The organism is Haloarcula sp. HT12, from assembly GCF_055271655.1.
Genome location: NZ_JBUXKW010000004.1, coordinates 333,857 through 346,049, shown reverse-complemented (window position 1 = coordinate 346,049; position 12,193 = coordinate 333,857). Strand labels below are relative to the sequence as shown.

12 protein-coding genes are annotated in these 12,193 nt (G+C 61.3%); 3 read left to right on the top strand and 9 right to left on the bottom strand.

What is annotated here, in order from left to right; translation table 11 throughout:
• Positions 1-5 precede the first annotated feature (5 nt).
• The gene (locus ACY9XZ_RS14695) at positions 6-1,250 is read right to left on the bottom strand and encodes a sugar ABC transporter substrate-binding protein (RefSeq protein WP_463457772.1); all 1,245 of its coding nucleotides are present in this window, start codon (positions 1,248-1,250) and stop codon (positions 6-8) included.
• Between the two features lie 232 nt (positions 1,251-1,482).
• Between ACY9XZ_RS14695 and ACY9XZ_RS14690 the strand changes: the two genes are divergently transcribed.
• On the top strand, positions 1,483-2,244 hold the full coding sequence (locus ACY9XZ_RS14690; protein ID WP_463457771.1) for an IclR family transcriptional regulator: 762 nt from the start codon (positions 1,483-1,485) through the stop codon (positions 2,242-2,244).
• A 588-nt stretch (positions 2,245-2,832) separates the two neighbouring features.
• On the opposite strand, the gene ACY9XZ_RS14685 is transcribed toward ACY9XZ_RS14690, so the two are convergent.
• Together ACY9XZ_RS14685 and ACY9XZ_RS14680 are read right to left on the bottom strand one after the other, a co-directional pair.
• The gene (locus ACY9XZ_RS14685) at positions 2,833-3,702 is read right to left on the bottom strand and encodes an amidohydrolase family protein (RefSeq protein ID WP_463457770.1); all 870 of its coding nucleotides are present in this window, start codon (positions 3,700-3,702) and stop codon (positions 2,833-2,835) included.
• Positions 3,703-3,704: 2 nt separating this feature from the next.
• Positions 3,705-4,055 (bottom strand): hypothetical protein, encoded by a 351-nt coding sequence (locus tag ACY9XZ_RS14680; protein ID WP_463457769.1) that lies wholly within the window; start codon positions 4,053-4,055, stop codon positions 3,705-3,707.
• 132 nt (positions 4,056-4,187) lie between these two features.
• On the opposite strand from ACY9XZ_RS14680, the gene ACY9XZ_RS14675 reads away from it, so the two are divergent.
• Positions 4,188-4,397: a hypothetical protein gene (locus ACY9XZ_RS14675; RefSeq protein WP_463457768.1), complete on the top strand. Its 210-nt coding sequence runs from the start codon at positions 4,188-4,190 to the stop codon at positions 4,395-4,397.
• A 1-nt stretch (position 4,398) separates the two neighbouring features.
• Entirely contained in the window at positions 4,399-5,496 is a 1,098-nt protein-coding gene (locus ACY9XZ_RS14670; protein ID WP_463457767.1) for a Gfo/Idh/MocA family protein, read from the top strand.
• A gap of 263 nt (positions 5,497-5,759) precedes the next feature.
• Here the strand turns inward: ACY9XZ_RS14670 and ACY9XZ_RS14665 are convergent, their stop codons facing one another.
• The 6 genes from ACY9XZ_RS14665 to rhcE form a co-directional block, all read right to left on the bottom strand.
• Positions 5,760-6,764 (bottom strand): HEAT repeat domain-containing protein, encoded by a 1,005-nt coding sequence (locus ACY9XZ_RS14665; RefSeq protein WP_463457766.1) that lies wholly within the window; start codon positions 6,762-6,764, stop codon positions 5,760-5,762.
• A 222-nt stretch (positions 6,765-6,986) separates the two neighbouring features.
• Positions 6,987-7,829: a 2,4-diketo-3-deoxy-L-rhamnonate hydrolase gene (gene rhcF, locus ACY9XZ_RS14660; RefSeq protein WP_463457765.1), complete on the bottom strand. Its 843-nt coding sequence runs from the start codon at positions 7,827-7,829 to the stop codon at positions 6,987-6,989.
• Positions 7,830-7,875: 46 nt separating this feature from the next.
• A complete protein-coding gene (locus ACY9XZ_RS14655; protein WP_463457764.1) occupies positions 7,876-8,634 on the bottom strand; it encodes an IclR family transcriptional regulator in 759 nt (252 codons plus the stop codon).
• A 144-nt stretch (positions 8,635-8,778) separates the two neighbouring features.
• Entirely contained in the window at positions 8,779-9,813 is a 1,035-nt protein-coding gene (locus ACY9XZ_RS14650) for an LLM class flavin-dependent oxidoreductase (RefSeq protein WP_463457763.1), read from the bottom strand.
• 3 nt (positions 9,814-9,816) lie between these two features.
• Positions 9,817-11,022: an L-rhamnonate dehydratase gene (rhcD, locus tag ACY9XZ_RS14645; protein ID WP_463457762.1), complete on the bottom strand. Its 1,206-nt coding sequence runs from the start codon at positions 11,020-11,022 to the stop codon at positions 9,817-9,819.
• 127 nt (positions 11,023-11,149) lie between these two features.
• The gene (rhcE, locus tag ACY9XZ_RS14640; protein WP_463457761.1) at positions 11,150-12,181 is read right to left on the bottom strand and encodes a 2-keto-3-deoxy-L-rhamnonate dehydrogenase; all 1,032 of its coding nucleotides are present in this window, start codon (positions 12,179-12,181) and stop codon (positions 11,150-11,152) included.
• Positions 12,182-12,193 lie beyond the last annotated feature (12 nt).

Below are 12,193 nucleotides of genomic sequence, written 5' to 3'. Positions count from 1 at the left end.
CAGCGTTAGCCCCAGACGTTACCCCAGAGGAACGGCTGGTCGTAGTTCTCCTGCGTGATGACGACGCTGTTGGTCCGGAACCACGGGTGGCCGTTTTGCTCGCGCATGATTCCGGGCTCCCAGATCGGCTCCGTCCACAGTTCGACGCCCTTGTGCTGACCGGGTTCGATGCTCAACTGGTCCGCGGTGACTTCCGACCCAACCTCTGGAATGACGCTCTCGTCCATCCCGCTCTCGACGTACTCCCGCATGTAATACATCGCGATGGGGTTGTAGAAGTAGTTCGGCTGGTCGACTGCCGCGTCAATCGTCCCATCGCCGACAAGGGGATTCACCTCGGGACTGCCGTCCATCTGGGTCAGACAGATGTGGCCCTCTTCCCCTCGCGAGGCCAGCATATCGAGGTTGCGAAGCGCCCCCACGACGCCAAGCCCCATCGAGAGGTTCCCGGAGTAGATGCCGTCGACGCGACCGTTGGCCTGAATCCACTCCTGGGTCGTGGACTGGGCAACGTCCCGGGCGTACTCGCCGTTGAGTGTCTGCACGACCTCGACGCGGTCTTGCTCGGCCATCACGTCGAGGAACCCCTGCGAGCGCTGGTTGGCCGACTGGTTCCCTTGGACGCCGCGGACGTTCAGCACGCGCCACGTATCTTTATCGGGGTATTGCTCTTCGAGGGCGTTGAGCATCTGCTCGGCCGAACTCGCGCCGCCGTCGTAGTTACTGAACCCGACGTACAGGGGAATCTCCGAGCTGGAAGTGTCGGCGTTCGTCGCGAACACCGGTGTGCCGCCTTCGATAGCCTGATTGATGGCCCCCTCTGCTGCGCCGGTCTGCCAGACGCCGACGAGGATGGCGTCGTGGTCGCTGTTTGCGAACTCCCGGATGTCCGAGACCTGCTTCTGTGCGCTCTGTTGGTTCGGTCGGACGTCGAGTTCGATACCCTGGTCTTCGGCATAGAACTCAGCCGCCTCGATGTAGGCTGTGATCCAGGAGCCGCCACGGACGTATGCGGTCATCCCGATTTTGTCGAGGGAGTTCCTGCCCCCGTCACCGCCGCCATCCCCAGTGGAACCGCCGTCACCACCGCCGTCCCCAGTAGACTCGCCGTCGTCACCGCCTCCATCACCGCCACCACTGTCACCGCCATCACCGCCGCCTCCGCCGTCTCCACCACACCCCGCAAGTGAGACGGTTGTGATTGCTGCCCCAGTCGCTTTCAGGAACTTGCGCCTGTCACTACCACGCATACCGTACAGATTTGACCCGTTAGTACATAAAGATTATCAACAATAGAGTATGAAGAACTGGCCGGGATCCGGACATTGCGTCGTCTGCGCGGCAGACGGCGTGACGAGGACAGTGCTGACCAGAACGGATATGTTCCAAGGGCCGACGTCGACAGGGCTATCGTAGCGCCCGTCCGGACGGCTGTTCCGCCCTGGTGAACAGAGCTATGTGGGTAGGGGGCCTGTTACGAGTATGGTACCAGCGGAGAACACCATCACCGCGACCCGGACGTCGCTACGGATCGTCGAGGCTCTGAAACGGTTGGATGGAGCGGGGACGACAGCGGTGGCCAACGACCTCGGCATCGCCAAGAGTACAGTCCACAATCACTTGCAAACGCTGGAAGACGAGGGGTATATCACGAGCGAAGGCAGCGCCTACCGTGTCGGACTGCGGTTCCTCGAACTGGGGGAGTACAAGCGAAACCGGATGGACATCTACGAGAAGGCCCGACCGGAGGTTGCCTCGCTGGCCGAGAAGACGGGCGAGATGGCCAACGCAGCCGTCGAAGAACATGGTGAGGGAGTCTACATCACCCGGGCCGAGGGGACAGAGGCCGTCTCGGTCGACACGTACGCGGGCAAGCGGGTGAATCTCCACTGTACCGCGCTCGGGAAGACGATCCTCGCCGAACTGCCAGACAGGCGTGTCGACGAGATTATTGACACACACGGGCTCCCCGCTCGAACTGAGAACACTATCACAGACCGGGCAGAGTTGAAAGCGGAACTCGCCGACATTCGGGAACGAGGCCACGCGTACGACCGCGAAGAGCGGCTTCCGGGACTCCGCTGCGTTGCCGCCCCAGTCACCTCGGAAAACGGGGACCCCGTGGCGGCGCTCAGCGTCTCCGGGCCGACAAGCCGTATCAAAGGCGATCTTTTCCGCGAAAAGATCCCCGAAATGCTCCAGTCGGCGGTTAACGTCGTTGAAATCAACCTGGTATACTCGTGAACGCTCGGACAGATGTTCGCTATACGCGTAGGTTTGTTCCGCTCTACTGAACATTCATGGTAACACACCTCACAACCCGGATACCCGATGCGTCTAACAAAAGTACGCCTGTTACGATCACGCCGGCTGGCGTTCTCTCTTGCCGTCGGTCGGTTCACCTGTGCGGAACAGATCCCCGCTCGATGCGTTCAGACTCACGCACGCAGTTGTGATACTGTGGCTACAGACATGTTCTAAAAGCGGACCTGGAGCGGTAAGCCAATCGTCATGATATCTCAGTCACTCGATTACGAGATAGTGGGGAGGCAGTCTCAGCTTTTCAATTCGTAATCGGGAACCTACCCACCAGTCTGAGAGGTGTCGCCCCTATCAGGTACCGAAATTAAAAAGCAAATCAGCTGGACAGACTCGGAGATGATTAATTACGGTAGCTCTTAGAAGTTTCTGCAGCAGGATGGCGAGCGCCGCGTACAACGCTTGTGGTGACCGCCTAGGTACATTCGCGCTGGCTGCCCGTCAGGCGAGAGAGCTCGATTGAGTGCGGATAGGCGAACTCCACCGTCTCGATGTGATCGATAGGAACCACAGTTACACCTCATGAATCCGATCGAACGTCCGGTGGGCCAGATACGAGTAATCGCGGGCCGACAGGAACGGCACCGCCTCGACCCACGAGAGGCAGTCTTCGTACTCCGCCCAGTCGTCCATCCACGGGTAGTCGGACCCGAGCATCAGGCGGTCGGTACCGAACCAGTTCGCGAGGTTGCGGACGTATTCCCACAGATCCTCGTAGGGCCAGTATTTCTCGCTGGATCGGGGAAGTGAACTCACCTTGACCGCGACGTTGTCGTGGTCGGCCAGTGCCTCGAAGTCCGTCCAGGGAGCCGCGTCCGGACCTGTCGTCTCGTCCGGGTAGGCCATGTGATCGACGACTAGCTGTACGTCCGGGTAGCGCTCGGCGAGTGTCGCGATCATCGAAAGCTGTTCGGCCTTGGGGAAGACGAACACGGCGGCCTCCTGCTCGGCGGCCTCGGCCCAGACCGGTGCCAGTTCGTCGTCGAGGATCCAGTCGGCAGTCCGGTTTAGTTCCGTCGAGTGCTCCTCGTATTCGAGACAAGCGTGCATCCGGACGCCGAGCATCCGGTCGTGGCCGACGACTCGGCGGAAGGCCGTCCGTACCTCGTCGGGATCGCCGTAGAAGTCCATCAGTCCGACTCCCCACAGTCGGTCCGGATACGCCTCGATGGACCGCATCGTGTACTCGTTCGCTCGGATGCCGCGGCCGTACATGGGCGTCGTCACAATCACCGCCTCCGCCACACTGGCGGCATCCATGTCCCCAACGAGGTCGTGGGCGGTGTAGGCTCCCTCCCAGCCGGGCGGGAGAACTGTTTCGGACCAAGGTAGTTCCGCAGTGTTTGGGCCCCACGTGTGAGTATGGGTATCGACAAAGCGCATCGTCACGCCGGATTGTCGGCACCGCTGGTCCGGGTGCTGTCGCCCACGTTGGAGTGCGCGCGAGCGCTCGCGAGCCACAGCACCGCGCCGGCGAGGTAATCGGACTGGTCAGGGCAGCACTGCGGCCGCCGCTTGCCTCGGGTCTGCAGTGGCTCGGCAGTTCGCTCTGTGTCGCTCTCCAGCTTTTGCTCTGTCTCGTGGCGGGTCTGGGTCGCCTGGACCGCATCCGTCAAGCCGGCGGTGATCCGGGTGTCGTGTTCGGGTCTGGCAGCGATGGCTTGGTCAACCCCTTCCGGTGAACCGGTGACCACGGCAGTCTCGCTGCTGAAGTCGTACTGCGTGTGACCGAGCATATCACACCCGACTACTCACTACGGTGAAATGAAACCAACGGTGAACTGTCTAGAGGGCAAAGGTCGTCGCATTCGCGTCAACCACGTGTAAAAGGCCCTACGTTTATTTCCCGTGGTGTCACATAGTCGGCTATGGGGTCACAAATAACCAGCATCGAGTCCATCGATTTCAATTACCTGAACACTCAGCCGCCGACGTACGAGGGGAGCTACTTCGACATGCCAGCTACAACCGACGACGATGGAGCGGTCGAAGTGACCGAGGGGGCGAGCCTTGGCATCGATTTCGACTGGGCGTGCATCGAAGCGAACGATACCGCCAGCGTCCACATCTACGACTGATATGACCTATCGAGCCGGCATCATCGGGACTGGTGGTATCGCTGGGATGGGTATCCTCGGGATGCACGACGAGGAGGACATCGGTCGAAAAAAGGTCAGGGCCAGCCACGCCGGGGGCTACAGCGCAACCGAAGGCGTCGAACTGGTAGCCGTCGCCGATGTGAACGAGACGAAACTCGAACGGTTCGGCGCTGCCTGGGAGATTCCACCCGACCGGCAGTACATCGGTCATGAGTCGATGCTGGCGGCAGAAGACCTCGACCTCGTTTCCGTCTGTACGCCGTCGTACCTCCACGCCGACCATGTCGTCGACGCCGCCGAGTCGGCGGCCGAGCCCGGACTGATCTGGTGTGAAAAGCCCATCGCCTCGTCCGTCAGCGATGCCGAGGAGATGGTCGCCGTCTGCGACGAGACGGACACGGAGCTGCTGGTCAACCACTCCTTTCGGTTCACGACGAAACTCCAGCAACTCAGAGACCTCATCCAGAGCGAGGACCTCTTGGGTGACGTCCACGCTGTCGCCACGCAGTTCCGGATGGAGCTATTGCGGAACTCTACCCACCTGCTGGATACGCTGGTGTACCTGCTGGATGCCCGAGCAGAGCGAGTTTCGGGCTACGTAACCGGCGAGAACGAGGCAGTCGACTCACTCGAAGCCGGGGAGCACGTCGATGACGCCGGCGGTGGCGGGTTCGTGGTCATGGACGACGGGAGTTTCGTCACTATCGACTGCACTATTCCCCGAGAGGCCTCCTCAATGACGCTCCAGTTCGTCGGCAGCGAGGGGAAGCTCTATCTCAACAACGACGATGGGGAGTGGCGGTACTGGCGGCTTGAGGACGGGACCCACATCGAGGACGACCTGCCAGGGATCGACGGTGCGTGGACGTGGAACGAGGACTACCGCGACGCCTTCGCCAACGCCGCCGCTGACGCGGTAGCCGTCCTCGACAGTTCCATCGAGAACCCATCGACGGGTGCGGAGGCAACTCGTTCGCTTGAGATTATCGTTGGCTTCTACGTCTCTCACTACACCGGCGGCCAGGTGTCGGTCCCGCTGGCCCGGCCGCTGCGAGACGTGACCATCACGTCGTGGTGATCTGAATCGGGTGGCCGTGGTGTCAGCAAGTCACCTCACGATTTTGCCGTTTATTTTCTAAAACATATTCGAAGTGGTCTTTTTACAATTATATGTACCAGTTTAGTCACCATATACGACCGTATACCCGTATATATCAGCTATTTTGAGGTAAAATCGAGGATATAGATGCAAACTCGTCGATAGATTCAGTAACGATGTCAACTGATAGCTGGTTCGCACAATCTGATCTCCGGGACATACAACCAAAACTGACTGCCCGTTCACAAAGGGGTGCCACAGCCCGGACACAATGGCGGGCCGGATTCGGGAAGTGAAAGGCCACAGTGTGGGCATCCGCCGTCGGCATCTGGCGACCGAATTTCGGCAGCGATGTCAGTGGTGTGTCCGCGAATGGCGTCTATCGTAGCGATGTCCGTCGGAGCATCACCGCTCGCCGCATCACGGTGCTGGGACAACGCGAACTCGGCTCGGTCCACGACGAAGGTATCGTCCGCGGTGAGCGCTTCGAGTTGTGCCGTCGGAAGCGATATCTCGGGATCAGTGCCGGCGAGCAGACCCAAAGCTTCGGCCGCTCGACCACGGACGTACTGGCTCTCGTCTTCGAGACAGGTGACGAGTTGCTCTTTAGCGTCTGTAAGCTGTTTGGGACGCGCACAGCCGATAACGACGATGGCGGTGCACAAGTGATAGCGGACCAGTTCGCTATCGGCCTGAAGGTGGTCGGCGAGCGAGTCGACCTGGTAGCGGAGTCTGGCGGGGTCACCGAGGGCCACGTGGGCCAGTGCCTTCGCCAACTTCTCCGTTACTTCGGGTTCGTCGAACGCGAGGCCGATACGCAGGTCTGCGACGACCTCCGGCGAGGCGACGGCGTCGGGATGCTCGACAGCGACGTAACCCAGTGCCTCTGCACATCTGGCTCGAACGTAGTAGAACTCCGATTCGTCGGCCAGTCGCGCGGCGAGTTCCGGGATGACCGAGACCACGCTGTCCGGTGCGCCCTCGCTGACAGCGACGAACAGTTTCGCCGTCGTGAGCCGCGTCGGCCGCTCGTGCGCTTCTAAAAACTCGGTCAGCGGTGTCAGCACGCCGTCGAACAACTCCGGGTGATCGTCGGCAGTCGCTTTGAGCGACCGCAAACACGCCTGTTGGTCAGTTGGGTCAGCCGTAGAGAGCTGTTCAAGCGCTGTCAGTGCATCAGCGGTCCGTCCTTGTTCAAGCAACGTCGCGATCTCTGTATCTGGAGTCGCACTGGGTCGGTCGTCCATCGGTCCGTTGTCAGAGCTTCTCGGAGAACCCACAAAACCTCTTGCCTCCCGGGGATTGAGCCACAAGATAGCTGTTGATTTCAAATAAAAGAGGTATCCGGCATTAGCTGTGCCTTGCTTGAATTGGAGTTATAACATACTTCTTCGATAGCAGCTTTGCATATTATAGTATCAAATACTCGAAGGTGTAGTGGCTTGTGAGGTTTTTAGATTATCTTAGGGCTATTCTTCGACAACGTGATTCGTTAGCGTTCCGATTCCCTCGATCTCTATGTCGACGGAGTCACCCGGTTCGAGTAGCTCCGGCGGGTCGCGGAAGATGCCGACACCGCCCGGTGTCCCTGTCGAGATCACGTCACCGGGACGGAGCGTGGTGATCCCGCTGATGTACTCGACGACTTCCGGCACGTCGAAGATGAACTCCTCCGTGTTCGAAGACTGCTTGGTCTCGCCGTTCACGCGACAGGCCACGTCCAGATTAGACGGATCAAGTTCGCTGTCGGGCACGAGCGTCGGTCCCATCGGGGCAAACGTGTCGTAGCTCTTCCCGCGGAAGAACTGCTCGTCCTCGAACTGCGCGTCCCTGCCGCTCACGTCGTTGATCGCGGTGTAGCCCGCGACGTAATCGCGTGCGTCGGCCGCTGAGACGTCCTTCGCCGTCCGGCCGATGACGACACCGAGTTCGACCTCGTAGTCGACTTCGTCGATGGCGGCAGGATGGACAATGGGGTCGCCGGGGTTCGTGACTGCGGTGCCGGCCTTGCCGAACAGGAGCGGCCGTTCTGGGACCTCTTCGTCCTGTTCCTCGGCGTGGTCGTGGTAATTCAGCCCGACACAGACGATCTTCCCGGGCTGTGGAACGGGCGCGAGTAGTTTCACGTCGTCGACTGGAATTGCTCGGTCCGCTGCCGCGTCGACGGCGTCTTCCACGACCCGAAGGAAGCCGGGGTCGGTCAGCTGTTGATACGTGACCTCTTCTCTGAGTCCGTTTAGTGGTACGATCTCGTCGTCGTGACGGATGCCCCATTGCGGAGTCCCATCAGTGGTGTAACGGGCGAACTGCATCACCGGACACTGCAGTGGCCGGGTACCTAACTGTTGTGCTTGGGCGTCACGAGTAGGTGAGGTTCACCTCGATGACGTTCGCGCTGCGGAGTATCTGTTCCGGGATCTCATCGGAGAACCGGTCCCCTTGCATTCGGCTCTTCGGGCCGGAGACGCTGACCGCGGCGATTGCGCGGTCGTCCTGATCGGTGATCGGTGCGGCGAGGCACCGCATCCCCTTGACCCGCTCTTCGTCGTCGTACGCGTACCCGCGTTCCCGCACCTGGTCGAGCGTCTCGAACAGTTCTTCTCTGTCCGTGATAGTCCGCTCCGTGACCTCCGGCAGGCCGTGCCTGTCGAGATACGACTCGACTTCCGAACGCGGACGGAACGCCATGATCGTTTTCCCGAGGGCAGTCGTCTGCAGCGGGACGCGCATCCCGGCATGGGTATCGAGCTGGACGGCGTCAGGCCCGCGGGCCTTGTACAGAAACACCCCGAGGCCGTGTTCTTCGATCATCAAGTTCGAGTGTTCGCCGGTCTTTTCGGCCAGCTCGTCGACTTCAGGCTGGGCGATCTCGAACACTTTCTTGCGCGACCGGGCCTGGTTCCCCAACTGGAGGAAGCGAGTGCTGACGTGATACTGGGTATCTTCCTTGACGAGGTATTCCTCTTGCTCGAGTGTCTGGAGGTGATCGTGGACGGTACTGGTCGGCTTGTCGACCGCCCGGGCGATCTCAGAGACGCCGGCGCCGTTTCGCTCCCGCAGTACCTCGACGATTTCGAGGGAAATCTTTGCCGCCTTGACTGGTACGGTGGTGCTCATATGCTGTACGATGTGTGTGCTCTGGAATAAACCTTTCCGGTATTATCGGATGTGGCGGGGCGAACTGGAACATCGCACCCCACTACCGGATACGAGGCTGAAAAATTGAACGGCCGCAAAAGGATCCGAACCCGACGTTCAGGATTACTGGAACTGCGGCATGACTTCGTCGGCGAACAGTTCCATCCCGCTCGTATCGGGGAAATCGATGAACCAGCACTGGAACTTGGTGACGCCGGCGTCGATCCGGCGTTCGATGGCCGCAGCACACTCTTCGGGCGTTCCCATGATGAAGTATTCGCGGGCGTCGGCCTCAGTTTCAATCGGTGCCTGGTCCTGGTACTCCTCCTCGAACTGAATGGGCGTCATCAGGTCGACGAGCCGGTCGAACTTCTCCTCGTCCCGCGTGCAGATGACGTGACCGTCCCAGGAGTACTCGATCTCATCGGGGTCGCGGCCGACAGTCTCACAGTGATCTTCGATAACCCCCGTTTTGTGTTCCAGCGTCTCGACATCGCCGTTGAACACGTCCGTGTTCCACACGTCGGCGTGTTTGGCAACGAGTTTGAGCGTCACCTGTTCGCCCTGGCCGCCGACGAGAATCTCCGGATGCGGGTCCTGGACGGGCGTGGGCGCACACGGTGCGTCCGTGATCTGGTAGTGGTCGCCGTCGAAGCTCGCGCCGTCGCTGCCGGCGTCCCACATCCGCTTTATCAGGCGTATCGATTCGTCGAGTCGCATCAACCGCTCGAACCCGTCGCGGTACTCCCAGTCGTAGGCCTCGTACTCCGGTTCGTGCCAGCCGGCTCCGAGGCCGAGTTCGAGCCGCCCGTCGGAGATGACATCCAGGGTCGCAGCCATCTTCGCGACCAGCGCCGGGTTCCGGTAGTCGTTACACAGCACGAGCGAGCCGATGTTGATGTCCTCGGTGAACCCGGCCATCGCCGACAGCAGCGTCCAGCACTCGTACTCGGCGCGGTCGCGACCGAGCATCAGATGGTCGGGAGCCCAAGCGGCGTCGAATCCCAACTCTTCGGCCGTCTCGATACCCGCCTTCGTCGTCTCCCAGTCCAGCGCCTCGTACTCGGGCGTATCGCGGTGCACGGGCTCGTCGTCACCGGCATCGGGCGCGCCGGCGAAGACGGGAACGTTGTATTCGAAGGTGATATCCTCGCTCATGATTCACTCCACGGCGAAGTGTTCGAGCGCGTCGCGGTTCAGTTGCGTGCTGATGCCGGGCTCGTCGGGCAGCGCAATGGAGCCGTTCTCCGGCGAGGGCGGGTTCTCGAAGATGGCGTCGGCGTAGGTCGAGTCCTGCTCCGCCTGCTGTTCCTGGAACCACTCGGGCGTCGGGAAGTACTCCGCCATCGGCATGTTCGTGTGCCCCGCGATGGCGTGTAGCGTCGGGTTCGTCCCGGCGTGGGGGATCACCGGCACGTCGTGGACTTCCGCCATGTCCGCGACCTTCCGCAGCTCCGTGATACCGCCGACGCGGCCCACGTCGGGCTGGAGGATGTCGACGGCCTCGCGTTCGAGCAGGTCCTCGTGGCCCCAGCGCGTGAACTCGTGTTCGCCGCCGGAGATGGGCATCGGTGCGGCCTCACGGACCTCGGCGTAGCCGTCGATGTCGTCGGCGATGACTGGCTCTTCGACCCACGCCATGTCGTATTTCGCCAGGCGCTGGGTCATCTTCTTCGCGTACTTGACCGACCACCCCATGTACGCGTCACCGGCGATATCGATCTCGTGGCCGACTGCGTCCCGAACGGTCTTGACGATCTCTTCGTTTTTCTCCATGCCGGAACGACCCTCTTCTGGGCCGTGGAGGAAACGAAGCTTCATGGCGTCGAAGCCCGCCTCGGCGTACTGAACCGCCTCGCGCTCTAGTTTCTCCATATCGACGGGGTGGAGGTTCGACGCGTAGGCGGGGATCTCGTCTTTCGTGGGGCCGCCGAGCAGTTCGTACACTGGCTTTCCGACCTCCTTCCCGGCGATGTCCCAAAGCGCCTGGTCGACGGCGCTGATCGCCATGACGGCCACGCCCTTCCGCCCGAAGGGAAGCGTCGCGCGGTACATCTGCTCCCAGAGGTGTTCGCGTCGCATCGGGTCCTCGCCGAGGAGGATCTTCGAGAGCGTCTCCTCGACGACAGTGGCGATGGCACCAGTGCCCCAGTTGCCGACGCCGACGCCGGTGATGCCCGCATCAGTTTCGACCTCGACGACGACGTCGCCGACCGGCCCCATCCACTTCCGTCGTGCCTGTGGGTTCTCGCCGTCGGTGTTGCGGTACTCGTCGTACTTCGACATGATCGTGACCAGCGGGAATTCGATGAACTCCCCCCAGGACTCGTTGCTGACTTTCGTCGCTGAAATGTCTGTGATCTCCATAGGTCAGGCGCGTACGTAGACGTGTTTCCGGCAGCAGTAAAACCTTTTCTGTAACCGTCTCACGCCGTCTCCAGCCCGTATCGGAGTCTCGCCAGTAGTCGACCGCGGTCACGCGTGGGCGAAGCGCTCAGTCCCCGAACTGGAACACCGGTTTACACGTTTCGGAGGCGAGGAACGCCTCGAACGCCGCCGCCGGGTCGTCCATACTGTAGGACGTGTCCAGTATTTTGTCGACGGCGATTTCGCCCCGCTCCAGCAGCCGAAGCGCCTGTTCGAAGTTCGTCCACGTCGAGCCATAGGAGGTGTTGACGTCGACCTCACCGCGGACCACCGAGGTGAGCGTGACTTCGCTCGTGTCGTTCGGAATGCCAACCATGACGACCTGTCCGCCCTTCCGGACGTGGTCGACTGCGGTACCGATACCGGAGTGGTGGCCGGTCGAGTCGAACACGACGTCGAACCCGATACCGTCCGTCCGGGCTTCGGCCTGGGCTTCGAGATCCTCGGACTGGGCGTTCACCGTTGCGATACCGAGGTCGTCGAGCAGCGGGAGCCGATAGGTCGCGTCCTGGTCGAGCCCGGAGACGACGACGTTCGCGCCGAGGGAATCGGCGACAGCGGCGACCAGAACCCCGATAGGACCGGGGCCCTCGACCAGGACGTTGTCGCCCGGTGTCGTCACCGACTGTTCGAGCACTGCCCGCGTCGCGATGCTTATCGGCTCCGTGACGGCCGCCTGGCGCAACGGAACGTCCTCGGGGACGGCGTGGAGGTGCTCCGGCGCGACTGTGACGTACTCCGCGTAGGCGCCGTCGCGGTGCATCCCCGTAATTGAGAAGTTCTGGCAGACGTTGGGCTGGCCGTTCTTGCACTGAAAGCAGTGCCCGCAGTCGTGTATCGGTTCTTCGATGACGTTGTCACCCGCCGTGAATCCTTCGACAGCGTCGCCGACGTCGACGACTTCGCCGGAGTACTCGTGGCCCATGATCCGCGGGATCGGGATCCACTCGTACCCGCCGTCGTACTTGTAGGCGTGTGCGTCGCTCCCACAGAGGCCTGCTGTGTGGACCTTGACGAGGACCTCGTCGGCGTCTATTGTCGGTTTCTCTCTGTCCTGTGTCTCGACTTCTCGTGGACCGGTTTGAACGATTGCTTTCATGCTTGTAGTGGT